The sequence below is a fragment of the Anaerostipes sp. PC18 genome (assembly GCF_039789045.1).
GTDB classification, from domain to species: Bacteria; Bacillota; Clostridia; order Lachnospirales; family Lachnospiraceae; genus Anaerostipes; species Anaerostipes hominis.
In genome coordinates, this window is the sequence record NZ_CP121164.1 from 834,828 (window position 1) to 857,377 (window position 22,550).

The 22,550-nt window shown below is 42.0% G+C and carries 26 protein-coding genes, 1 pseudogene and 2 CRISPR repeat arrays; of the genes and pseudogenes, 26 read left to right on the forward strand and 1 reads right to left on the reverse strand.

Features of this window, described 5'->3' with window-relative positions; genetic code table 11:
- Positions 1–25: 25 nt before the first annotated feature.
- The 12 genes from P8F77_RS04650 to P8F77_RS04705 all read left to right on the forward strand — a co-directional run bounded on the left by P8F77_RS04650 (position 26) and on the right by P8F77_RS04705 (position 11,811).
- On the forward strand, positions 26–1,039 hold the full coding sequence (locus tag P8F77_RS04650) for an ATP-binding cassette domain-containing protein (RefSeq protein ID WP_148460122.1): 1,014 nt from the start codon (positions 26–28) through the stop codon (positions 1,037–1,039).
- A 1-nt stretch (position 1,040) separates the two neighbouring features.
- The gene (locus P8F77_RS04655; protein ID WP_024728363.1) at positions 1,041–1,703 is read left to right on the forward strand and encodes a methionine ABC transporter permease; all 663 of its coding nucleotides are present in this window, start codon (positions 1,041–1,043) and stop codon (positions 1,701–1,703) included.
- Between the two features lie 3 nt (positions 1,704–1,706).
- A complete protein-coding gene (locus tag P8F77_RS04660; protein WP_024728362.1) occupies positions 1,707–3,080 on the forward strand; it encodes an FAD-binding oxidoreductase in 1,374 nt (457 codons plus the stop codon).
- A gap of 152 nt (positions 3,081–3,232) precedes the next feature.
- Positions 3,233–3,721, forward strand: coding sequence for a hypothetical protein (locus P8F77_RS04665; RefSeq protein ID WP_024728361.1), 489 nt, complete (start codon positions 3,233–3,235; stop codon positions 3,719–3,721).
- Between the two features lie 145 nt (positions 3,722–3,866).
- A complete protein-coding gene (locus P8F77_RS04670) occupies positions 3,867–4,613 on the forward strand; it encodes a Nif3-like dinuclear metal center hexameric protein (RefSeq protein WP_235824622.1) in 747 nt (248 codons plus the stop codon).
- Positions 4,614–4,828: 215 nt separating this feature from the next.
- Positions 4,829–5,404, forward strand: coding sequence for a helix-turn-helix transcriptional regulator (locus P8F77_RS04675; protein WP_024728359.1), 576 nt, complete (start codon positions 4,829–4,831; stop codon positions 5,402–5,404).
- Positions 5,405–5,613: 209 nt separating this feature from the next.
- Positions 5,614–6,361: a CRISPR direct-repeat array (repeat unit 30 nt; unit sequence GATAAACAATAACAAGAGTTGTATTGAAAT).
- A 110-nt stretch (positions 6,362–6,471) separates the two neighbouring features.
- Positions 6,472–6,795, forward strand: a complete 324-nt coding sequence (locus P8F77_RS04680; RefSeq protein WP_287520177.1) for a hypothetical protein — start codon at positions 6,472–6,474, stop codon at positions 6,793–6,795.
- A gap of 227 nt (positions 6,796–7,022) precedes the next feature.
- Positions 7,023–7,994: a leucine-rich repeat domain-containing protein gene (locus P8F77_RS04685; protein WP_270431957.1), complete on the forward strand. Its 972-nt coding sequence runs from the start codon at positions 7,023–7,025 to the stop codon at positions 7,992–7,994.
- A gap of 11 nt (positions 7,995–8,005) precedes the next feature.
- On the forward strand, positions 8,006–9,325 hold the full coding sequence (locus P8F77_RS04690; RefSeq protein ID WP_287520174.1) for a VWA-like domain-containing protein: 1,320 nt from the start codon (positions 8,006–8,008) through the stop codon (positions 9,323–9,325).
- Positions 9,315–10,790: an AAA family ATPase gene (locus P8F77_RS04695; RefSeq protein WP_270431961.1), complete on the forward strand. Its 1,476-nt coding sequence runs from the start codon at positions 9,315–9,317 to the stop codon at positions 10,788–10,790. Before P8F77_RS04690 ends, P8F77_RS04695 begins: the two co-directional genes overlap by 11 nt.
- 53 nt (positions 10,791–10,843) lie before the next feature.
- Complete coding sequence (locus P8F77_RS04700; RefSeq protein ID WP_347256390.1) at positions 10,844–11,293, forward strand: hypothetical protein; 450 nt, start codon at positions 10,844–10,846, stop codon at positions 11,291–11,293.
- Between the two features lie 14 nt (positions 11,294–11,307).
- A complete protein-coding gene (locus P8F77_RS04705; RefSeq protein WP_287520171.1) occupies positions 11,308–11,811 on the forward strand; it encodes an O-acetyl-ADP-ribose deacetylase in 504 nt (167 codons plus the stop codon).
- On the opposite strand, the gene P8F77_RS04710 is transcribed toward P8F77_RS04705, so the two are convergent.
- Positions 11,808–12,473 carry a Crp/Fnr family transcriptional regulator gene (locus tag P8F77_RS04710; protein WP_148460126.1) on the reverse strand — a complete coding sequence of 222 codons (666 nt, stop codon included), beginning with the start codon at positions 12,471–12,473 and terminating at the stop codon, positions 11,808–11,810. The two genes, P8F77_RS04705 and P8F77_RS04710, sit on opposite strands and share 4 nt — an antisense overlap.
- A gap of 323 nt (positions 12,474–12,796) precedes the next feature.
- Between P8F77_RS04710 and rd the strand changes: the two genes are divergently transcribed.
- The 14 genes and pseudogenes from rd to P8F77_RS04780 all read left to right on the forward strand — a co-directional run bounded on the left by rd (position 12,797) and on the right by P8F77_RS04780 (position 22,537).
- A complete protein-coding gene (gene rd / locus P8F77_RS04715) occupies positions 12,797–12,955 on the forward strand; it encodes a rubredoxin (RefSeq protein WP_009289014.1) in 159 nt (52 codons plus the stop codon).
- Positions 12,956–13,131: 176 nt separating this feature from the next.
- On the forward strand, positions 13,132–13,635 hold the full coding sequence (ybaK, locus tag P8F77_RS04720; RefSeq protein WP_024728351.1) for a Cys-tRNA(Pro) deacylase: 504 nt from the start codon (positions 13,132–13,134) through the stop codon (positions 13,633–13,635).
- Positions 13,628–14,185: a carbonic anhydrase gene (locus P8F77_RS04725; protein ID WP_024728350.1), complete on the forward strand. Its 558-nt coding sequence runs from the start codon at positions 13,628–13,630 to the stop codon at positions 14,183–14,185. Before ybaK ends, P8F77_RS04725 begins: the two co-directional genes overlap by 8 nt.
- A gap of 3 nt (positions 14,186–14,188) precedes the next feature.
- Positions 14,189–14,554, forward strand: coding sequence for a fluoride efflux transporter CrcB (gene crcB / locus P8F77_RS04730; RefSeq protein ID WP_024728349.1), 366 nt, complete (start codon positions 14,189–14,191; stop codon positions 14,552–14,554).
- A 42-nt stretch (positions 14,555–14,596) separates the two neighbouring features.
- Complete coding sequence (locus P8F77_RS04735) at positions 14,597–14,980, forward strand: DUF6512 family protein (protein ID WP_235824623.1); 384 nt, start codon at positions 14,597–14,599, stop codon at positions 14,978–14,980.
- A gap of 15 nt (positions 14,981–14,995) precedes the next feature.
- Positions 14,996–15,199, forward strand: a complete 204-nt coding sequence (locus P8F77_RS04740) for a hypothetical protein (RefSeq protein WP_024728347.1) — start codon at positions 14,996–14,998, stop codon at positions 15,197–15,199.
- 16 nt (positions 15,200–15,215) lie between these two features.
- A complete protein-coding gene (locus tag P8F77_RS04745; protein ID WP_081723878.1) occupies positions 15,216–15,389 on the forward strand; it encodes a DUF4250 domain-containing protein in 174 nt (57 codons plus the stop codon).
- 213 nt (positions 15,390–15,602) lie between these two features.
- Positions 15,603–16,744: direct repeats of the CRISPR family, unit length 30 nt; unit sequence GATAAATAAAAACAAGTGTTGTATTGAAAT.
- Positions 16,745–16,828: 84 nt separating this feature from the next.
- Positions 16,829–17,167, forward strand: coding sequence for a transposase (locus P8F77_RS04750; protein ID WP_129702288.1), 339 nt, complete (start codon positions 16,829–16,831; stop codon positions 17,165–17,167).
- Complete coding sequence (locus tag P8F77_RS04755; RefSeq protein ID WP_129702286.1) at positions 17,164–18,072, forward strand: IS3 family transposase; 909 nt, start codon at positions 17,164–17,166, stop codon at positions 18,070–18,072. The genes P8F77_RS04750 and P8F77_RS04755 overlap by 4 nt, the downstream gene beginning before the upstream one ends.
- A 69-nt stretch (positions 18,073–18,141) precedes the next feature.
- On the forward strand, positions 18,142–19,023 hold the full coding sequence (locus tag P8F77_RS04760) for an IS3 family transposase (protein ID WP_347256438.1): 882 nt from the start codon (positions 18,142–18,144) through the stop codon (positions 19,021–19,023).
- 75 nt (positions 19,024–19,098) lie between these two features.
- On the forward strand, positions 19,099–19,368 hold the full coding sequence (locus P8F77_RS04765) for a sigma-70 family RNA polymerase sigma factor (protein ID WP_347256391.1): 270 nt from the start codon (positions 19,099–19,101) through the stop codon (positions 19,366–19,368).
- Complete coding sequence (locus P8F77_RS04770) at positions 19,365–19,607, forward strand: helix-turn-helix domain-containing protein (protein WP_034549977.1); 243 nt, start codon at positions 19,365–19,367, stop codon at positions 19,605–19,607. Before P8F77_RS04765 ends, P8F77_RS04770 begins: the two co-directional genes overlap by 4 nt.
- 423 nt (positions 19,608–20,030) lie before the next feature.
- Positions 20,031–20,132 (forward strand): annotated as a pseudogene (locus tag P8F77_RS04775) (integrase DNA-binding domain-containing protein); the annotation flags it as partial.
- A gap of 518 nt (positions 20,133–20,650) precedes the next feature.
- Positions 20,651–22,537: a beta-glucoside-specific PTS transporter subunit IIABC gene (locus tag P8F77_RS04780; protein WP_287517496.1), complete on the forward strand. Its 1,887-nt coding sequence runs from the start codon at positions 20,651–20,653 to the stop codon at positions 22,535–22,537.
- Positions 22,538–22,550: the final 13 nt, after the last annotated feature.

Genomic DNA, 22,550 nt, shown 5'->3' on the forward strand with positions numbered 1-22,550 from the left:
ACTTAAAAGAGAAAGGTGAGAAACTGTGATTGAATTAAAGAATATTGGAGTGACATTTCAGCAGAATAAAAAGGATTTTCAGGCGGTTAAAAATGTGAATCTGACCATTGAGGAAGGAGAAATCTTTGGTATTGTAGGGCCCAGCGGAGCCGGCAAGAGCACGCTTGTCAGGGTGATCAATCTGCTTCAGCCGCCTACCTCCGGACAGGTACTGATCGAAGGGAATGAAATCACTTCCCTGAAAAGAAAAGAGCTGTGTAAGGTCCGTCTGGACATCGGAATGATCTTCCAGCACTTTAATTTGATCAGCGGTTCCACGATCGCAGAAAATGTGGCGTTTGCTCTCCATGCAAACCATTATCCGAAAGAGAAAATACAGGGAAGAGTAAAAGAACTCCTCGAAATGGTACATCTGCCTGAAAAAGCGGATTCCTATCCGGCCAACTTAAGCGGCGGGCAGAAACAGAGAGTGGCGATCGCGAGAGCGCTGGCAAACGATCCGAAGATCCTGCTCTGTGATGAGGCGACATCTGCACTGGATTTGGAGAATACAGAAGAAATCGTGGCTCTGTTAAAAGAGATCAATGAAAAATATCATATCACCATAGTTTTCATCACACATGAGATGGAAGTTGCAAAAAAATTATTTGACAGGATTGCATTCATGGAGAACGGAGAAATCAAGGAAGTACGGGATATTTATTCTGCATTTGCAGAGCCGAGAGAAGAGATTACCAAAAGTCTTGTGGAGCGGGTGCTCAATGTGGGCGTTCCTGATGAGGTGAAGCTGTCGGAGGAAGAGGAACTCGTGAAACTCTGTTATACCGGAGAAAAGGCTTATGCCTCTGTGATCAGCCAGGTTTCCAAGCAATTTGACGTGGTGATCGATATCATCAACGGAAAGATCGACTATATTCATAAGAAACCATTGGGTGTGCTGATTGTGATCTTGAGAGGCAGAAAAGAAGAACGGGAAAAAGCTCTTCGTTATATGAAAGAAAATGTGTACCGCGTAGAAAAATTAGAGGGAGGACGGTAAGATGAAGGAAACGATGGAGATTATAAAATTAGAATTTGGAAATGCAACAGTAGAGACCATACAGATGGTACTGATCGCCATGGCAGCAGCCGTTGTATTCGGAATGCTGATCGGGCTGGTGCTGCATTTGACGGCTAATCCCCTGTTTTTCAAGAACCGGGCAGTCAATGCGGTGGCAGGTACAATTATAAATATTATCCGTTCCATGCCGTTTATTATTCTGCTCGTAGTACTCCTGCCGCTGACAAGAATCTTAGTAGGTACCAGCATTGGTGCGGCAGCGGCGGCGGTTCCTCTTTCAATCGCATCTGTAGCATTTTATGCGAGATTGGTGGAAGGATCTTTCAGTGAAGTGGACAAAGGAGTCGTGGAGGCAGCGGTGGCTACGGGGGCAAGTGTTTCCCTGATCATCCGCAAGGTTCTGTTTGTGGAAGCTCTTCCGAGTCTGATCCGTGGACTTACGGTGACATTTGTAAGCATCATCGGTTACTCTGCCATGGCAGGAAGCGTCGGAGGAGGCGGGATCGGAGACTTGGCGATCCGGTACGGATACAACCGGTATGAGACCGGTGTCCTGACCTTTACAGTAATCGTATTGATCTTCATTGTCCAGCTCGGGCAGTGGCTCGGAGATAAGGTAGCATTAAAATTTACGAAACGGTAGGTGATGACTTTGAACGGACTTGAAAGTTTGATCCCCGACAGCAGGCGGGTGATCTTTGACTCTGATATAGAAGAAAAATATTTATCGGACACTCTGGGAAGGCTCAAGGGCCGGGCAAAAGCGCTGGTATTTCCTGAGTCTGTAAGAGAGGTCAGCGATATTATGAAATACGCATATGATCATAAGATTCCGGTTACACCGAGAGGAGCAGGGACCAATCTTGTAGGTTCTACGGTACCGGCGGACGGAGGGATCGTTTTGGATCTGTCCCGCATGAATCGGGTGCTGGAGATTGATAAGGATACTTTTACGGCAACGGTGGAACCCGGTGTAGTGCTGAAAGATTTTCAGGAGCTGGTGGAGCAGGAAGGCTTGTTTTACCCTCCGGACCCGGGCGAGAAGACAGCGACCATCGGTGGAAATATCAGCACCAATGCAGGAGGAATGCGCGCCGTAAAATACGGTGTCACCAGAGATTATATCCGTGGATTGGAAGTAGTGTTGGCCGACGGCAGTGTGGCAGAGCTTGGCGGTAAAGTCGTAAAAGACAGTTCTGGTCTTTCCCTGAAACATCTGATGATCGGCTCAGAGGGAACCCTCGGAGTAATCACAAAGGCCATTGTGAAGCTTATAGCAAAACCTCAGGAGTCATTGAGTGTTCTTCTGCCTTTTAATGATCTCCATACGGGTATCCGGGCGGTCTTAAACGTGATACGGGGTAATCTGGACCCGACAGCTATTGAATTTGTGGAGAAGAAAGTAGTTGCATTGGGAGAAGAATACGTTGGTCTTGCTTTTCCTTATCAAGATGCAGCGGCATATATTCTTCTGACCTTTGACGGAGACGACTTGGAGGAAATTTATAAACGGGTCGAAAAACTGAGAATAATCGCCAAAGAAAGCGGAGCTAAGGACGCGCTCGTGCTGAGAGACGGAGAGACGATTGATACGGTGTGGAAAATACGGGGAGCCCTTGTAAAAGCCGTGGAGGCAAAATCGGAACAGGAGCCGGTGGACATTGTGGTTCCCATCAATAAATCAGCTGAATTCATAGAATATATCAATGATTTAGAACAGAAAACCGGAGTTCAAATGGTAAGTTTCGGACATGCGGGAGACGGGAATGTACACCTTTGTGTTGTCCGGGGCGGCAGGACACAGGAGCAGTGGGAAAAAGACCGGAAAGAAGTACTGGCTTCGGCCTACGATAAAAGCAGTGAGCTTGGCGGCCTGACGTCAGGAGAACACGGGATCGGGCTGAGCAAGAAAAAATATTTAAAAAAAGCAGCAGATCCTTTAAACCTTCAGATGATGAAGCAGGTAAAGCTTTCCCTGGACCCGAAAAATATTTTAAATCCAAATAAAATTTTTGATTAAGAGTTTTTTACCAATATTTTCGTCACGATTTGAAATGCGTTCCTCCAATATTGATAAAAACCTGTCACAAAATTTGTTAAGGTATATTTTCCTTTTCATTGGAAACAATAGTGGTATCAAATAATTATTCCAAAGGAAAAGGAGAGTTCATAATGAAAAAGAAATGTTGGATGCTTACAATGGTTGCAGTCCTCACATTAAGTGTCGCTGCGATGTTTACAGGATGCTCAAACAAAAATGATGCTACAACAACAGAAAAAACCACAGAAGGCGGTTCATCCACTACAGCAACGAACAATGATTTGGGTGACGACGTGGAAGATGCGGCTGATGATGTGGCAGACGGAGCAAAAGACCTGGCGGACGATGTAGCCAATGGATTTGATGATTATGATGATGCCCATGACTATCTGATCAATAAACTTAGTTCTGATGGAGACGGTCAGTATGAAGTAAGAAATAAAGACAAAAATGTCATAGAGTACAGAGATGGGGCAAAAGGTTACCACTTTGAAATTTATGACACATCCAAAGACTCCGGTAAAAAATACGGTGATTTCTACGTCGACAAAGACAACGGAAAAATCTATAAGAAAAATACTGATACAAAAAAAGTAGAAGAATACAAAGCAAATAAATAATTCCCATGAAAAATCCTTGTGTGCAGAGGCTGTTTAGATCAGACTCGGCGTTCAGGGATTTTTTTGAGCCCAGAGCCATTGTTGCAATTCTTACAGTGAGGTGATAGAATGATATCTAAAACTTTGATGGGAGGGAAAGTAGTATATGATGAAGTACAGTGAACTTAAAGCAGATCTCATGGGTATGTTTGACGAAAAAAAACTGCAGATGCTTCCGCAGGAATGGGGGTTTTTTAATGAATTCGAGAGAGAAATTAAAACTATCGGGTATGCAGTAAATCTGACAGAGGCACTCATAGAAAAAGCCTGTCAGAAACAGATAGAGTTTCTCGTGACCCATCATGATTCATGGGAATTTATTTTTGGACTGAAAGAAAGCTGCAATCAAATCTTAGAAAAAAACGGAATTACCCATGCTTATTTTCATGCGCCGTTAGATGATGCGGAGTTTGGAACCAGTGCGTCACTGGCAAAAGCACTTGGGATGAGAGGCCTTGAAAAAGTGATGCCATATGCAGATATCTATTACGGCGGGGTGACAGGTGAGGTCGAGCCCGTTGATTTCAATGTGTTCAGTGAAATGCTGACCGATATTCTTAAGGAACAAGTGCGCTGTTACCAGAATAATGCAAACCCGGTAAGAAAAGTGGCAGTGGCTGCAGGCGGAGGCAACATGACAACAGAAATGAGAATAGCTGCAGAGGCCGGATGTGATACATATGTCACAGGGGAGTACGTGCTCTATTCACAGCAATACGCACAGCATGTGGGAATGAACCTGTTTGTGGGAAGTCATACGAATACGGAAATCTTGGGAGTGGAATCGTTGGTTCAAAAAATAGCCGGGGATAAAGAAATCCGGATTATAAAAATTGATGAGCCGAATTATTAAAAGGGGTCTTCTCAAAATCGGTCAATGGATTTATGCTGTCTGTCTGCCTGATGAATGGATGAAGGCTGCAGGGCCATTTTTGGCCCGGAAAGGACATGTCAAATCTATTTTACATGCTGAAAAAACGAGGATGTCAAACACTTTTGATAGAAAATCTGAATCTCAATCGATATAATGTCGATACAACATAAAACACAAGCAGGAGGAATCAGAAAATGGAGTTCAGCAAACAAATAAAGAAATACAGGCTTGATTCAAATCTCTCACAGGATGAATTGGCAGAGAAGGTATACGTCACACGGCAGACAATTTCAAATTGGGAAAACGGTAAGAACTATCCCGACGTAAAAAGTCTGCTTCTGCTGAGCACTCTTTTTCATATTTCTCTTGATACCTTAGTGAAAGGAGATTTGGAAGAGATGAGAGAACAGATTAAAGCAGAGGATATTAAAAAATGGAATCGTGACAGTTTCATCTTCGGTTTGCTTCTCGTAGCAACAGCAGTGCTGGCAGTACCGCTTTCTTTCTATGGAGACGTGGTCGGAATCGTGATCTGGTTAGTGATTTTCGGCTGTGCAATTTATTATGCAAGCCGCGTTGAGAAACAGAAGAAGACACATGATATTCAGACGTATAAAGAGATCATGGCTTTTACGGAAGGAAAAAAACTCGATGAAATAGAGAAATACCGGGAGTCCGGAAAACGGCCGTATCAGAAATTACTGCTGGCAGTCTGCGCAGGACTGCTGACATTGGCAGTTTCAGCGGCAATGATCTTTCTAGTACAATAGGGAAGTTTCATAAATTTTTCTAAAAGAATTGTTCAATTTCCCAACCGGTAAATTCTATGAGTACGTAGAAACCGCATAAAACTGCGGGTTAGAGATCATTTTTAAGACAAAACTGAAAAACTGCTGCCGGTTGGGAAAAAATAAGGGAAACGTTGATTTTATCAGGGAAAATGACTATAATGAAAATAAAGAATGGCGGAAATACGTTGGATAAACAATAACAAGAGTTGTATTGAAATAATGGACATATTCGATTTTATTTAATATGGAGGGAGGATAAACAATAACAAGAGTTGTATTGAAATAAAAATAATGAAATTTCATATGTGGATGCTAGAAAGATAAACAATAACAAGAGTTGTATTGAAATTTTGCCACAACACCACCTTCCTATCTGTCTATAAAGATAAACAATAACAAGAGTTGTATTGAAATTACTGCACACGATAGATTTCTCTCTATTGTGCATAAAGATAAACAATAACAAGAGTTGTATTGAAATTTGTATATGGATGGCCGAATTGCCATGGTTGTATGATAAACAATAACAAGAGTTGTATTGAAATATCAATTGCAAAAGGTCTTCTCCAGATGCCGGATTGATAAACAATAACAAGAGTTGTATTGAAATTACTTTCGTTCCTTTCCGTATTTGTTCGTCAACATCGATAAACAATAACAAGAGTTGTATTGAAATGGAACAATATAATGAGATCAAGAGCCTGCAAGACAGATAAACAATAACAAGAGTTGTATTGAAATCTCCTTACTTAAGTCCAAGATAGGTAAGTACGGCGATAAACAATAACAAGAGTTGTATTGAAATAGGAAAAAACTTTATGAATGCAGCGGCCCTTATACTGATAAACAATAACAAGAGTTGTATTGAAATTTGTTTGTATTGGTATTGTTATTTTTGCCATCATCGATAAACAATAACAAGAGTTGAATATTGAAGCCTCTCGTTTTTTACTTTTACATTATAACTGCTATTATGGTTAAGAGAATTTGTCTTACTGCCCTTGAACAAAGTGTAATTACAGTTTACAGGAGGGAAGTGCGCAACAATGATATCATTTTTAATATGGTTATTTATAGGTCTTTCATTTATTATTCTTGGCATTTATGCTTTCAACGCAAAGAAGGAAGTTGCGTTTGGCTTTTGGGCGAATGCAGAAGTTTTTCCTGTAAATAATGTAAAATCATATAACCGCGCGATGGGTAAATTATGGTGTGTCTTCGGTTTAATTCTAATTGTTTTGGGGCTGCCCCTTTTAAAAAAGCAAAATTCTTCATTTATTCTGTTTTCAATTTTAGAAGTCATGGCAGAGGCTATTGTGACTATGGCTGTCTATGTGACAGTGATAGAGAAAAAATATCGTAAGAAATGAATATCCCATAGCTACTTAATCCGGCATGTCCGGATTTTTATTTTGTACATCTTTATAATGCTTTTTAATTGAGAAATTGTTTCAGTCAAAAACTGAAATTGCTGGACAGGCCGTACTTCAGTAAATAACATATCAGATCACCCCAAAATAAGGCTGTTTTCTTTTTTTTCTTATGTAGTATAATAGGACTGTAATTATCAGACAAATTTGCGGAAAGGATGGACGCAATGGGACTTACCCTTTATTACCGGAAAGAAAAGAGAGGTCTTAAACTGATCCGCTGTTATGGAAATGACGGCATTGTATCATTTCCGGACACTGTGGGCGGACAGCCTTTTAAAATACTAGGAGACTATGCATTTTCCCAGTGGAAGAAACAGGAAGAGGAAGATGTAGAAATATATGACGTAACAGATAACAAATTTTTTGACGATAAAAGTGAACTGCTCTGCGGGAACATGATTGAAATGGTATATTTACCTAATGAAATAGAGGAACTGGGTAAATATGCTTTCTACGGATGCAGCAATCTTAAAAAACTGACTTTTTCAGATGCACTGAAAGTCACCGGAACCGGAGTGTTTAACGGATGCAGGCTCCGTCATGTGGAGATTTTCTGCAATAAAGGGAAAAGCACGTGTCTTAAAGATATCGTCGGAGAAATACGATATGAGCTGTATGCCGACCTGCATTACTGTACAGAAGCTGGGCCCGTAAAGACAGCAAAGCTGGTCTTTCCCGAATTTTATGAAGAGGCGGTAGAAAATACTCCGGCAAGGATCATTGAGAAATATTTTAATGGGTCGGGCTATAAGTATCGTCAGTGCTTTCAGAAAAGGGAAGTGGACTATCAGGCCTATGACCAGCTGTTTTCCGTTGCAGTGATAGAAGAACGGCCGGAGCTGGTATCGGAAATTGCCGTCCGACGGCTCAGATATCCATATGAACTGAGTGAAAAAGCAAGAAAAGAGTATACAACATATGTAAAAGACCGTGCAAAGAATATTGCAAAAGGATTTGTCAAACAACGTGATATGGAAGCACTGCGGTTCTTATCTAAGGAGGGTCTCTGGAATGAGAAGGCGATGGAAGCGGCTATAGAGCAGGCATCCTCACAGAAAGACGGAGAAATCATGAGTTTTCTGATGAATGAAAAGCAGCGCCTGTTTCCTCCGAAAAAGAAAATTTTTGAGTTATAGTTAGGAGAAATATGCAGAAAGAAACAGAAAAAGCAGAGAGGCTTGCCGAAGCTGGAAAGCAGATCCTCATGGCTTCAAGAGATGAACTTTATCTGCACATGAGGTTCATGGATCTGGCATTGAGCAGCTTTTTTTATATATGCCATGCAGACGCAGAGAGAATCGCCTCTGACGGCAGGGTTATATACTTTCATCAGGGGTATCTGGCAAAGTTGTATGCACAGGACAGAAGAATGGTGAACCGGATGTATCTCCATTTGGTACTGCACTGCCTTTTTCATCATCTGACCGGACAGAAAAACAGGGAAAAAGAATTGTGGGACATCAGCTGTGATATTGCTGTCGAATCCGTGATCGACCAGTGGAAGACCGCGTCGGTTTCTTTATATGGAACTATGTTCCGAAAAGATATTTATAAACGTCTCAGGAAAGAACTGAAGGTGCTGACGGCGGAAGGCATCTACAAAAGGATCAAGGAATGGGAGCTTACAGAACAGGAAATAAAGCGCATCGGGGAAGAGTTTGTCATGGACAGCCACAGCTTCTGGCCGACGAAAGACCAGCCAAAGATGCAGCAGGAGATCCGGAACCAGTGGCAGGACATCAGTGAAAAGATGGAACTGGATATGGAGACATTTTCCCAGGAGATGTCTGCGGACGCGGGAGATATGGTCCGGCAGATGCAGATCGAAAACAGGGAGAGGTATGATTACCGGGAATTTCTGAAAAAATTTGCGGTGCTTAAAGAGGAAATCGGTGTGGACGAGGATTCTTTTGACTATGTGTTCTACACCTACGGGCTTCGTATGTACGGAAACATGCCGTTAGTGGAGCCACAGGAGTGGAAAGAAGTAAAAAAAGTAGAAGAATTTGCGATCGTCATTGATACCTCCATGTCCTGTTCCGGTGAACTGGTAAAGAAGTTTTTGGAAGAGACCTATGGCATTTTAAAGGAAGAAGAAACATTTCTTAAAAAGGTCAACATCCATATCATTCAATGTGATGAAAAAATCCAGAAAGATAAAAAGATCCGTGATAAAAAAGAGCTGAAAGAATATATGAAACATTTGGAGCTCAAAGGGGAAGGCGGTACAGACTTCCGCCCGGCATTTGAGTATATAGTAAAGCTCATGGAAGAAGGAGAATTTTACAGTCTCAAGGGAGTTTTGTATTTTACAGACGGGCAGGGGATTTATCCGAAGAAAAAGCCGCCGTTTGAGACTGCTTTTATTTTCATGGAAGAAGAATACGAGGATGCCCACGTACCGCCGTGGGCGATGAAACTGATTGTTTGCGAAGAAGAGTTTGAAGGAGAAGATTATGGACATTAAACGTGCGAAACAGGAAATTAAAGATTCTGTGGAAGCGTATTTAAATAAAAATGAGTACGGGGAATACCGGATACCGGCGTTGAGACAGAGGCCGATTCTTTTGATGGGGCCTCCCGGGATCGGAAAGACACAGATTATGGAACAGATTGCAAAGGAATGCGGCATTGGGCTGGTAGCTTATACGATCACCCATCACACAAGACAGAGTGCCGTTGGGCTTCCGTTCATTAAAGAAAAAACCTATGGAGATGCCACATATTCCGTGACAGAGTATACTATGAGCGAGATCATAGCTTCGGTATATGAAAAAATAGAACAGACCGGTCTTGAGGAGGGCATCTTATTCATTGATGAGATCAACTGCGTCTCTGAGACGCTGGCGCCCACCATGCTGCAGTTTTTGCAGTGCAAGACCTTTGGAAATCAGAAGGTACCGGAGGGATGGGTCATCGTGGCGGCCGGGAATCCACCGGAATACAATAAGTCTGTCAGGGAGTTTGATGTGGTGACATTGGACAGGATCAAACTGATCGATGTGGAAGCAGACTATGATGTCTGGAAGGAATATGCATACAGAGCAGGAATCCATCCTGCTGTCATGGCTTACCTTGAGATCCGGAAAAATCATTTTTACAGGATGGAGACAACAGTAGACGGAAAAGCCTTTGTGACTGCCAGGGGATGGGAGGATTTGTCCGACTTTATGAAGGCGTACGAAGGACTTGGAAAAACTGTTGATCGGGATGTGATTTATCAGTATATCCGGCATTTAGGGATTGCCAAAGAGTTTGCAAATTATTTGGAACTTTACAGAAAATACAGAAAGGACTATAAAATTGACGAGATCCTCGAGGGTTCTTTCACGGAAGACATGCTGGAGAAACTGAAATTTGCTCCGTTTGACGAGCGGCTCAGCATTGTCCATCTGCTGAACGGAAAATTAAATGAGTTTTTCATGGAATATGCGAAAACAGATGCCTATGTAAGCGAGCTTTTTTCATGGCTGAAAGACTACATGGAGCATGAGTCTATGCAGGAAACACATAAAAAAGCTGAGTCAGAATTTCAGAAGAGAAAGAAAGCCGAGCAGATTGCGAAGGAGGAAGAACATATATGGAAGAAGGTCATCGGGAGACTGGAAACTTACCTTGAAAATTTGAAGAAAGAGAAACCGCAGGATGAGCCGAAAGCGGTTCGAAGCTGGTTTAAAGCAGAGACAGAAAGCAGGGAGCAGCTGGTGGAGAAGATATCGGATGCCCTTCTTTATGCCTTTGATTTCATGGAGGCAGCCTTCGGGGACGGACAGGAAATGGTGGTCTTTGTCACGGAGCTGAATGTGAATTATTACAGTGTCCGATTTATTAAAGAAAACGGCTGTGATCCTTATTATAAATATAATAAAGGCCTCCTTTTTGACGAAAGACAGGAAGGGATTCTTGAACAGATCAAAGATGCGGTGAGATAAGGATTTTAGATTTACAAAGACCTGAAAGCAAGTTAAACTAGAGATATAAAGCAATGGAAGACAGCCGGGAAAGTGCAGAACAGATCAGCAGTTATGCAGAGGAAAGGAGCCTTTTTATGAACAAAGATTTAAAATATGAGAATTATCTGACACAGCCGAATTCACTCCCTTTTGAGGAAGCTATGGAGATTTATGAGGCAATCCTTCAGAATTCGCCGGAGGATGACGAAGAGTTTGAAGAATTTTGGGAATTGGCTCTGAGTGCAATGACTGTCTATGCGGACCTCCGGGCAAATTGGAAGCAGATCAGGAAAGGTCAGCGGGACAATGACGGAAGGACGAGAAAGCATGATAATGTCATACACACATTGAATCTTCTGAGCGGCATGATGGAGCAGAGAGGGCTGGATGTTTCATGGAGAAAGCAGCTCGGTGACCAGAGAAAACGGATTGGAGATTTTGCCTGCTATGTAGCTATGCTTTACGGTTTATCTGCGCGCTAGAAAGGATATGAAAAATGGAGATAAAGATAACCCTAGGTGATATCACGAAGGTTCCGGCAGATGCCATAGTCAATGCCGCCAATCCGACGCTTTTGGGCGGAGGAGGTGTGGACGGTGCCATCCATGCGGCGGCCGGACCCGGACTTTTGGCGGAGTGCCGCACTTTGGGCGGATGTGATACCGGAGACGCCAAGATCACAAAGGCTTACAGCCTCCCGGCCAGGTACGTAATCCATACGCCGGGACCGGTGTGGAGAGGCGGAGACGACTGCGAGGAAGAGCTTTTGGCAGGCTGTTATGAGAGCTGTCTTAAGCTGGCCTCAGAGCATGGATGCAGGCATGTGACCTTTCCGTCCATCAGCACGGGCCTGTTCCGGTTTCCGCTCTCAAAGGCTGCGCCGATTGCGGTGAGGACCATAAAAGAATTCTGCGGAAACAAAGATGATTTTGACTGCATTGAATTCATCTGTTTCGACGAAAAGACAAAAAAAGCATATGAAACTGCGCTGGAAGATTAAACACCCGCAGTATGCTCCGGGAGAAGGCGGACCATTCTTTTTTCAGAGGAAAGGATGCCGTCTTCTTTCATTTTTTTCAGCTCCCGCATCATTGCACTCCGGTCTACGGACAGATAATCCGCCAAATCTGACATGGTAAACGGGATATGAAAAGAACTGGATTTCTGCCGCAGGGATTCCTGCATGAAATAACAATATAGCTTTTCACGGATGGTGCGCTTGCTCAAAACCTCGACTCTCTGGCTGAGACTCATAGTTTTTTGAGATATCAGCCAGGTGACATTCTGGATCAGCCGGATATGGCAGGCACAGGCATTAGTGCAGGGCTTCATGAGAGACTCATAATCGATCATGAGTACCCTGCATTCGGTATCACACTTCAGGTGAATATCTTCATACTCTTCAGAATGAAAAGCCAGAATTTCACCAAATACACTGTTTGTCTCCAGCTTCTCTAAAATGGTCCGGCTTCCGTTGAATTCATAGCGCAGGACGGAAGCAGTGCCGGAGAGAAGAATGCCCATGACAGGTTTTTGAGAAGAAAAATGATGGATCATTTCACCGGAAGAAAACAGTTTTTCCTCTGAGTGAAAACAGTTCAGCATTTCCAGGCAGTCCCTGGATGTGATATCTGTGAACAGCGGATTTTCATTGTACTGCATAAAAAAACCTCCTTTTTTTAAATATGGCATATAAATGTTGCAAATGCAACAGTAAAAATCATGGGCAGCATGGTATACTTACGTCACAGATGAAAGATAATATGATACCAGGGTCAAAAGGGCATGCGTTTCATGTTTGCATGAAAAAGCATGACTTTGGGATCCATAAAACATCAGAAAGTAGCCCGATTAGGGCGGATTTCGAATGTTTTTAGGATTGTGGGAGCACAAAATGCGGAACAATCCGTAGGTATCTGGGGGTCAAAATACCTTTTGCCCCCTACATCACAATATAAATAAGTTAATAGATGGAGGTAACAACAATGAAAAAATATCTTTGCGAACCATGCGGCTATGAATACGATCCGGCAGAAGGTGATCCGAGTCAGGGAATCGAACCGGGAACTGCTTTTGAGGATCTTCCGGAAGATTGGGTCTGCCCGATCTGCGGCCTTGGAAAAGATGTATTTGTAGAAGCTTAAATTTTTCTTTAGTATAGTACTCATTATAACCGGAGTTGAAAACGTCCCGCAGATTTTTGCGGGACGTTTTTTTGCTCAGGAGCTGTATGCCGCCTTTCAGGCCCCTATTGTCCTGCTGAAAAAATGTGATATAATAGACAGCAACATACATTCTATGAATGTTGGGAGGAAGGAACATGGCAAAAAAAGAGCCGAAGACCAATGCGATGAGGATTTTGGAGAAAGAAAAAATCAGGTTTGAGATCCATCGCTACGAATGTGAAGAATTTACTGACGGGGTGGCCATTGCGGATATGCTTGGACAGCCCTATGATAAGGTGTTTAAGACGCTGGTCACGGAGGGAAAGAGCAGGCAATATTTTGTGTTTGTCATTCCCATTGCCGAGGAGCTGGACTTAAAAAAGGCAGCTAAAGCCGTGGGCGAAAAATCAGTGGAAATGATTCACGTAAAGGATATAAACAAAGTCACAGGCTACATAAGAGGCGGCTGTACCGCCATAGGGATGAAAAAGGCCTACCGCACTGTGGTGGATGAGAGCGTGAAGAATCTGGAGACACTTATCGTCAGCGGCGGAAAGCGGGGAACACAGGTGGAGCTTAATCCTGCAGATTATTTGAGAGCCTGTAAGGGAAGCACGGCGGATTTGATAAAAGACAAGAGAGGACGAAAAAATGATTGAAGATATTTTGGAATATAACAAGGTATTTGTGAAAAATAAGATGTATGAACAGTACAAGACAAGCAAATATCCGGACAAAAAGATTGCGATCTTAACCTGTATGGATACCAGGCTTACGGAACTGCTTCCGGCAGCCCTTGGTTTAAAAAACGGGGATGTAAAGATCATTAAAAATGCCGGAGGAGTCACCAATCATTTGTTTGGAAGTGTGGTGAGAAGTCTTTTAATCGCAGTCTATGAATTGGGGATCGAGGAGGTCATGGTCATCGGCCATACAGACTGCGGTGTTGGGCATATGAACAGCGATGGCATGATCCAGCACATGATCGACCGGGGGATAGAAGAAGACAAGATTAATTTCATCAGACACTGCGGCATTGATTTTGATTCCTGGCTTGCAGGATTTGACTGTGTTTCCGACTCTGTCAATGAGACTGTGGAACTTCTGCGCACGCATCCGCTGATTCCGGACGACATTAAGATATTCGGGTATGTGATGAATACGGATACCGGAGAGATTATGACAACAGAAGAATTCAAAGGAGAATAATACATGATTCAGTGTGTATTTGTAGGTCTGGGAGGATTTCTCGGCGCAGTCTTCCGCTATCTTCTTGGGTTGATCCCGGTATCGGCGCAGATAAGGATTCCTGTGGTCACTTTGGGGATTAATGTGCTGGGAGCATTTGTGATTGGCATGATCGCCGGGTGGACGGGAAAGATACCGGCCCAAAATCCCAATCTGATCCTGTTTTTAAAGACTGGACTCTGCGGAGGATTCACTACATTTTCTACGTTTGCTCTTGAGACAGGGACCCTTGTCTCAGAGGGAAGAGTGAGTGAAGGTATTTTATATGTCGTACTGAGTGTGCTGTTTTCTGTCCTTGTGGTTTTTGCTGGACGGGCCGTTGCAGGATGAGAACCAAAAGTTTGCATATACTATCCCAAAGGAGGGATGGTTATGACTAAAACCAAAAAGTTTATCCTTGGAGGCATTCTGTTTACGGCTGTGGTGGGCAGCCTCTGGCATTTTATCTATGACTGGATTGGAAGATCGGAATTTCTCTGGTGGTTGTTTCCGGTCAGCGAAAAAGTGGAGGAGCACTATAAGCTTTTAATTTATCCGAATCTGATCTACGGCCTTCTGATGTTTCGGTTTATGTACAGGCATATCAGATATTACTGGCTCCGCCTGGCCGTGGGGACCGGTTTGGGCTGTGTGGCTATCAGAGGATTGTTTGACGCATATACCGCCGTGTTAAAGAAAGATATGCTGATCATGGATTTATTCGTATTTGCCGTCAGTATATTGGTATCCTATGCATTCTTCTTAAAAAGGAGTTAAAGGAGGTGCCTGCTTATGAAGCTGTATTATTGTGACCGGGAGCAGGGGACAGAGACGTTGATTGCCGAAGCGCAGGAAGATAAAGAAATATGGAGAGCCATGGAACGCTGGTTGACGGAACATGGCTTTGGGCTGATTTATGTGATTCATCATATTGAAAAACAAAAGATTTATTACGAATTTGGAAAAGAACACTGCTTTTTTTTGGTTGTGACATAAGTAAGGAGGAAAAGAAATGCTGCCGAATGATCCGGTGATACTGTTAAGCTACATCAACACACAGCTCAGGGACTATTATGACAGTTTCGAGGAACTGTGCAAGAGTCTGTGTGTGGACTCAGGGGAGATCAGTGCAAAACTTTCGGGTATCGGTTATGAATATCATCCTGAGACAAATCAATTTAGATAGTGGAGAATAAAGGCAGCCGGATGGGCGGCTTTTATTGGTTTTCCCAACCTGAAAAAGATACGAAATGCCGGGAGACCGCTTAAAATGGCGGTTGGTAGCCGGTTTGAAAGAAAATACCGGAAAAACAGAAACGGTTGGGAAAAATTCAGAGAAACGTTGAATTTATCAGGAAAAATGACTATAATGGAAATAAGGAATGGCGGAAATACGTTGGATAAATAAAAACAAGTGTTGTATTGAAATTTTTAAGGATTAATGTCAAGAGGGGTTTAATCTTTTGATAAATAAAAACAAGTGTTGTATTGAAATGAAATTTGTCGGAAAGGCTTCATAGACCGCATAAAGATAAATAAAAACAAGTGTTGTATTGAAATGTTTCCAGTTGCACAGTGCCGTGTGCCTTGCACTTCGATAAATAAAAACAAGTGTTGTATTGAAATCAAATAGGATTTTCTAAATTCTTTTCGGAACTGTGATAAATAAAAACAAGTGTTGTATTGAAATAAAAGAAACATGGAGATGGATTCCACTATCGGAGCGATAAATAAAAACAAGTGTTGTATTGAAATCAATATAAAGACTTTACCGGGACACTAGGAAAGGTTGATAAATAAAAACAAGTGTTGTATTGAAATTTAAAAATCTCCTTTCTGATGTACTCGGCTCGTCGATAAATAAAAACAAGTGTTGTATTGAAATCACTCACCCCGCCATTAACATGTACTACCGCTCTTGATAAATAAAAACAAGTGTTGTATTGAAATAACATAATGGGGCTGTTTTTCTTGGTCGGGCTTATTGATAAATAAAAACAAGTGTTGTATTGAAATTTAGCAAATGTGACGCCGTAATTGATGCTACACAAAGATAAATAAAAACAAGTGTTGTATTGAAATACTACTAGACATGAAAATCTTTCTTTCGCCTTTGGGATAAATAAAAACAAGTGTTGTATTGAAATTAAAATAGTCCCATCCAATATCCTTAGAATGTTTTACGATAAATAAAAACAAGTGTTGTATTGAAATTATTTGCTATAATCAATCCGGATTTTCCTGGAAATGGATAAATAAAAACAAGTGTTGTATTGAAATTGCGTTGCAGATCGCTACGGAATCAAGTATCCGGGATAAATAAAAACAAGTGTTGTATTGAAATACCAGCGTCCCCCATTCATCCATAATACCATTGTCTTGATAAATAAAAACAAGTGTTGTATTGAAATCATTTTCTGCCTTGGCCTTAGCCCCTTTATACTGGATAAATAAAAACAAGTGTTGTATTGAAATCATACTTACTTCTGTCTTCGCAGTTGTAATACGCTCGATAAATAAAAACAAGTGTTGTATTGAAATATAATATTGATGTGGTATAAAAAAAGTTGACACCCCATTCTCAAGGATTGGGTATATAATCAAGAGAATAAGGAGTGAACAAAAATGGCAGAAAACAGGCAATATGACCACGAATACAAAGTACAGGCCGTCAAGCTGGCAAAAGAAATCGGACAAGCTAAGGCCGCCAAAGAGCTGGGAGTTCCCAAGAATACCATGTATGGCTGGGTAAGGGCCAACCGGCTTGGGAATCTTGATCTGGGAGCAGGCTCACAGACACCACAAAGCGCTATGACACTGAATGAGGAACTCATAAGGCTTCGCCAACAAGTGAAAGAGCTGGAAAAAGAAAACCGCCGTTTGAAGAAAGAAAATGATTTTCTGGAGGAAGCCAGCGCTTTTTTCGCCGCGAGCCGTCTGAAGTCAGCAAAAACGAAAGAATGAAGTTTATTGCTTTAAAAACGCAAGACGGCAAATTAAAAGGAGAGATCACTTTTTATTGCAGAGTCCTTCATGTCAGCAGACAGGGCTTTTATCAGTATCTTGCAAATATAGACCGTCCGTGGAAGTACCAGCCTTTGGCAGATGTCATGATGGAAATAGTTGAAGAAGACGAGTGCAATGATACTTATGGGCGGGTTCGGATGTACCAGGCGTTACTCCTGAAACAGCCTGAAAACGTTGATATTCCCAGTGAACGCACGGTTTACCGCGTCATGGAAGAGATTGGGATCAGACATCATCCAAAACGCAAGCCGAATGGGATCACAAAGGCAGACAGGGAAGCCAGAAAGTCAGAAGATCTATTAAAACGAGATTTCACTGCGGAGAAACCACTGACAAAATGCGTAACAGATATAACAGAGATCAAAGCCAGCGATGGAAAACTTTATGTTTCTGCCATTTTTGATTGTTTCGATTCCAGTGTGATTGGTTTAGCGATGGATACCAACATGAAAGCCCCATTATGTGTACAAACACTGGAAAATGCCAGCAAGGCATATCCGGATATCCGTGGAGCAATCATTCACAGTGACAGAGGGAGCCAGTATACCAGTCAGATTTACCAGGAGGCAATTTATAGATATGGTATTCAACAAAGCATGAATAGCGCGGGAGGAAGATGCCACGACAATGCCCGATGTGAAAGTATGTGGGGCAGAATGAAATCAGAGCTGTTGTACGAACGCTATGATAGCGAGAAGATGACCACAGAAGAACTAAAAACACTCATCTGGAGATATTTCATTAGCTACTGGAATAACCGGAGAATCTGTTCAGCGAATGGAGGACTTCCCCCAATGGTAAAACGACAGCAATACTATGATTCTCTACAAGAAGCAGCATAGGATGCAAAATCCTTGAGGAAATAGTGTCAACTAATCTTGACAAAATCAGAAGTCAGTAAAAACCAGAGAATGATCTTTTTGGCTTTGAAAACAGAGGACGGCAGGATTACCGGGAAAATTTCATTTTATTGCCGAATGCTTGGTATTAGCCGGCAAGGCTTCTATAAATATCTTGAAACCAAAGATCGTCCCTGGAAGTACCAAGACCTGGCGGATGCCATGAAAGAAATCGCCAGCGAGGATGAATGTAACGATACTTACGGACGGATTCGGATGTATCAGGCACTGTGCCTGAAGCGGCCGGAGGGAGTGTCGATTCCCAGTGAGCGGACCGTATACCGGGTCATGGACCAAATTGGCCTGAGCCATCGCCCCAAGCGAAGACCGAACGGGATCACAAAGGCAGACCGGGAGGCTATGAAATCAGATGATCTGCTGAAACGGGATTTCCATTCAGATGCCCCATTAGAAAAATGTATTACAGATATCACGGAAATCCCGGCGTCCAATGGGAAACTGTATGTATCTGTGATTTTCGACTGCTTTGATCTTAGCGTCCTTGGTCTGGCAATGGAAACAAACATGAAAGCAGATCTGTGTGTCCATACACTGGAAAACGCCCTGACTGCTTATCCTGCACTGGAAGGCGCTATCATCCACAGTGACCGTGGAACACAGTACACCAGTGAGGTCTACCGTCAGGCCATTCGGAAGTATCACATCCATCAAAGCATGAACAGTGCCGGAGGACGCTGCCATGATAATGCCCGTTGCGAGAGCATGTGGGCCAGAATGAAGACAGAACTTCTCTACGACCGCTATGAAACAAAGCAGATGACTGTAGAGGAATTAAAGGTACTCATTTGGAGATACTTCCTCAGCTACTGGAATAACCGGAGGATATGCTCTGCCAATGGCGGGCTTCCACCTATGATAAAACGCAGGCAGTAATATGAGGATTTGGAACTGGCCGCATAGTCAGTGATATGCTTGAGAAAAATGTGTCAACTAATATTGACAATATCATTGGAATTGAATAAGGCTGGCATTTATGACAGATATTCCAGCGATTATACAGCGTTCAATCTTCTTGGCATGGAAGTCCAAGTATCTGACGACCAGTTAAGCAAAGCACTCAAATGTTTACCAGAGAAAAAACGCAATATCATTTTGTTGTCATACTTTATGGATATGTCTGACGCAGAAATCGGAGAGCTTATAAACGTGTTACGCACCACTGTTTACCGTCACAGGACAAGTATTCTGGAAGAATTAAGAAAAATGATGGAGGAATAACCGCGGATAACAACCAAAGACACATACCCTTTGCTGTGATTGTGGCGGCTACCGATGGTGATGAAGCTGCCATACAGAAAATCTTAAAATTCTATGATGGGTACATATCAAAGTTGAGCTTACACCAGTTGTATGACGAATATGAAAACGTCTACATGGTGGTGGGTTCTGAATTGAAAGGCAGAATACAGGCGGCGGTCATGGATATGATTGCAAACTTTGAGATTATTGTAATTTAACCATTCTGATGGGCGGAGCCCCCTTTTTTTGCTCCACTTGTCAATCTATGAAAGTCCATTATTCAGATAGTGGTTTTTCATAGACTGGCAATCACAGTCAAGAGTTCTTTGACAACTGAATAAAGCAGATAGATACGTTCGATATGCAGCGAGCCAGCGGAAATTGCACGCCATGACCTTTTGAGATAAAGTGAGCGATTCCTGTAATGTTCCGCAGGCAACTGTTGGAAAGGTTGCAGCTATGACCTGTATATCTGGATAATGATACACCCGTATGACACGGTTCACCCATCAGAATGGGAAAGGTGAAAGTCCTGTGGAGCTTGCCAGAGTAAAAAATCATTGATTCTCTGGTCGTAATATGATGAAAAAAGCCGAAAATATGGTATAATATACATATATCGTATTACGGCTCATTCCAGTATGGAAAGGAGCTTTATATCATGTCAGAGAAAAGACGGAAGATACGCATACAAATACATGGACGCAAACGGTAAACCGCAATTCGTGTACGTTTGGAAATTAACTGCTGAGGACTGACTGACAATCTGGATTTTGAAATCAGGATAATCAATGTAGACCATCAGCTATTGAAAGATTCGCAGGTTGGCTACTACGTTGAAACTCCAAAAACAAAAAACGTCGGTAAAGCCCATAAATACAGGCTAAACCGACATTTGCCAACTTATGAAAAGATAATCAAAAATTTATATAGTTTTTAAGAAGCAACAATGTAGGAAAAAGCCTAAAAATAAGGATTTAGTGCTTGACATAATGGGAAGAAAATCAGTTAGACAGGAATATGTGAAAAGTGACCAAAATACCTAAGGGATTTTTGTATAAATTCATACTTGCATATGGATAAAAAATTTGTTACTATATCGCTGTTGAAAAAAGAATAGCTATGGCTGTTACTGGTAATGCAGGCAAGACCAAGTTTGGAATAGAGTCTTAGATAAGGCTTTATTGCTGCTTGGTCTTTTTTTGTATAAACGAGTCCGCGGTTGTTTATACAGAGAGGAAAAAAGAAAAGGAGAGTTTTTATGGATTACAAGGCATTAGGCCATGAGTTAATTAAGCTAGTGGGAGGAAAAGATAATATCAGCAGACTGACACACTGTGCAACCCGACTGCGATTTGAATTTTACGACAAAAATAAAGTAGATTTAAAAAGGATTGAAAATACACCTGGAGTAATCAACGTCGTAGATAAAGGAGGACAATTTCAGGTTGTCATCGGAAATGAGGTCCAGACTACGTTTCGCGTGATTGTAGATGAAATGGGAGATCAGGCAGCTTCTAATGGAAAAGAGGAAAAGAAAGAAGACAAGGGAAGCATAGTTAACAGAATTATCAGTGTGATCTCTACAACCTTTACTCCTGTCATTCCGGCATTAATCGGAGGAGGTATGATGAAAGCAGTCCTTTCTATTTTAGTACTGCTGAATCTGGTTGATACAACTGGCACTACTTATGGAATCATTAATTTTATCTCAGATGCTCCATTTTATTTCATGCCGGTCCTTTTAGCATATGGAGCTGCAATTAAATTTAACTGCAGCCCTATTCTCGCTATGACTATGGCTTGTGCCTTGCTTCATCCAACCTGGAGCGGTTTCGTGGCAGCAGGGGAAGCAATCAGTTTCTTTGGAATTCCGGTCACTCTGGTAGATTATTCCTATTCTGTGATTCCTATTATTTTAGGTGTATGGATTCTGTCTTATGTAGAAAAATTTGCAGAGAAATATTCTCCATCTATAATCAAATTTTTTATAAAACCGTTGATTATTATGTTTGTCTCAATTCCAATTGGTTTATTGATTGTTGGGCCATTTGGTAATCTGTTAAATGATATGGTACAGGCAGGAGCAGATTTTATTAATGGAAAAGCAAGCTGGCTGATTCCAATGCTGATGGGTGCTTTCCAACCATTCCTTGTTCTGACAGGAACAGCCTGGGCTATGACACCAATTGCAACAGTGCAGATTACAAATGTAGGATTTGAGACAGTCAACGGTCCTGGTATGCTGGCATCAAACATTGCACAGGGTGCTGCTGCACTGGCTGTTGCAGTAAAAACAAAAAATAAACAGTTAAAACAGTTGGCATCTTCTTCCGGTTTTACAGGTGTGATGGGTATTACAGAACCTTGTCTTTATGGAGTGAATCTGAAATTAAAACGTCCATTTATTGCTTCTATGATCGGCGGTGGAATCGGTGGAATCTATGCAGGTCTTTCCGGACTGGTTCGATACTCTTTTGTCTCTCCGGGACTGGCAGCAGTTCCGGCATTTATTGGGGAAAATCCAATGAATGTGGTACATGCATTGATTACAATTGTTATCTCTTTTGCAGCAGGTTTTGCGGCATCCTGGATTCTTGGATTTGATGATCCTGAAGAGGAGAGTCCGGTGAAGGATAACATTTCTTCTGAATCAGAAAAATTGCAGGATGTTACTGTAAAGAGTGAAATAAAAGGTGAGATTGTCTACGCGCCAATCAAAGGAAGAGTGATTCCATTAGAAGAAGTTCCTGATGAAGTATTTTCCAATGGCATTTTAGGAAAAGGAGCTGCGATCGTACCGGAGGAAGGATGTGTTTATGCACCTTTTGATGGAAAAATTGCTTCTGTTTTTGATACAAAACATGCTATTTGTTTAGTAAGTGATGATGGAATGGAACTCTTGATCCATGTTGGAATTGATACTGTAAATCTGGAAGGAAAACCATTTACTGCAGTTAAGGATGCTGGAGACAGGATCAAAAAGGGAGAAAAACTGCTGGAATTTAATATAGAAGAGATTAAAAAAGCAGGATATGAGACAGTGACTCCTGTATTGGTTGGAAACACAGACAACTATAAAGAGATTGTTCCAATCAGAGAAGGAGAAATTAATCCGACAGAAGAATTCATTCATGTAATAGCATAAAGGGTGTAAGAAA

Bases quoted from the DNA above. Each gene is read 5' to 3' on its own strand.
- P8F77_RS04655 (WP_024728363.1), top strand. From the start codon at position 1,041: ATGAAGGAAACGATGGAGATTATAAAATTAGAATTTGGAAATGCAACA.
- P8F77_RS04660 (WP_024728362.1), top strand. From the start codon at position 1,707: ATGACTTTGAACGGACTTGAAAGTTTGATCCCCGACAGCAGGCGGGTG.
- P8F77_RS04665 (WP_024728361.1), top strand. From the start codon at position 3,233: ATGAAAAAGAAATGTTGGATGCTTACAATGGTTGCAGTCCTCACATTA.
- P8F77_RS04670 (WP_235824622.1), top strand. From the start codon at position 3,867: ATGATGAAGTACAGTGAACTTAAAGCAGATCTCATGGGTATGTTTGAC.
- P8F77_RS04675 (WP_024728359.1), top strand. From the start codon at position 4,829: ATGGAGTTCAGCAAACAAATAAAGAAATACAGGCTTGATTCAAATCTC.
- P8F77_RS04680 (WP_287520177.1), top strand. From the start codon at position 6,472: ATGATATCATTTTTAATATGGTTATTTATAGGTCTTTCATTTATTATT.
- P8F77_RS04685 (WP_270431957.1), top strand. From the start codon at position 7,023: ATGGGACTTACCCTTTATTACCGGAAAGAAAAGAGAGGTCTTAAACTG.
- P8F77_RS04690 (WP_287520174.1), top strand. From the start codon at position 8,006: ATGCAGAAAGAAACAGAAAAAGCAGAGAGGCTTGCCGAAGCTGGAAAG.
- P8F77_RS04695 (WP_270431961.1), top strand. From the start codon at position 9,315: ATGGACATTAAACGTGCGAAACAGGAAATTAAAGATTCTGTGGAAGCG.
- P8F77_RS04700 (WP_347256390.1), top strand. From the start codon at position 10,844: ATGGAAGACAGCCGGGAAAGTGCAGAACAGATCAGCAGTTATGCAGAG.
- P8F77_RS04705 (WP_287520171.1), top strand. From the start codon at position 11,308: ATGGAGATAAAGATAACCCTAGGTGATATCACGAAGGTTCCGGCAGAT.
- P8F77_RS04710 (WP_148460126.1), bottom strand. From the start codon at position 12,473: ATGCAGTACAATGAAAATCCGCTGTTCACAGATATCACATCCAGGGAC.
- rd (WP_009289014.1), top strand. From the start codon at position 12,797: ATGAAAAAATATCTTTGCGAACCATGCGGCTATGAATACGATCCGGCA.
- ybaK (WP_024728351.1), top strand. From the start codon at position 13,132: ATGGCAAAAAAAGAGCCGAAGACCAATGCGATGAGGATTTTGGAGAAA.
- P8F77_RS04725 (WP_024728350.1), top strand. From the start codon at position 13,628: ATGATTGAAGATATTTTGGAATATAACAAGGTATTTGTGAAAAATAAG.
- crcB (WP_024728349.1), top strand. From the start codon at position 14,189: ATGATTCAGTGTGTATTTGTAGGTCTGGGAGGATTTCTCGGCGCAGTC.
- P8F77_RS04735 (WP_235824623.1), top strand. From the start codon at position 14,597: ATGACTAAAACCAAAAAGTTTATCCTTGGAGGCATTCTGTTTACGGCT.
- P8F77_RS04740 (WP_024728347.1), top strand. From the start codon at position 14,996: ATGAAGCTGTATTATTGTGACCGGGAGCAGGGGACAGAGACGTTGATT.
- P8F77_RS04745 (WP_081723878.1), top strand. From the start codon at position 15,216: ATGCTGCCGAATGATCCGGTGATACTGTTAAGCTACATCAACACACAG.
- P8F77_RS04750 (WP_129702288.1), top strand. From the start codon at position 16,829: ATGGCAGAAAACAGGCAATATGACCACGAATACAAAGTACAGGCCGTC.
- P8F77_RS04755 (WP_129702286.1), top strand. From the start codon at position 17,164: ATGAAGTTTATTGCTTTAAAAACGCAAGACGGCAAATTAAAAGGAGAG.
- P8F77_RS04760 (WP_347256438.1), top strand. From the start codon at position 18,142: ATGATCTTTTTGGCTTTGAAAACAGAGGACGGCAGGATTACCGGGAAA.
- P8F77_RS04780 (WP_287517496.1), top strand. From the start codon at position 20,651: ATGGATTACAAGGCATTAGGCCATGAGTTAATTAAGCTAGTGGGAGGA.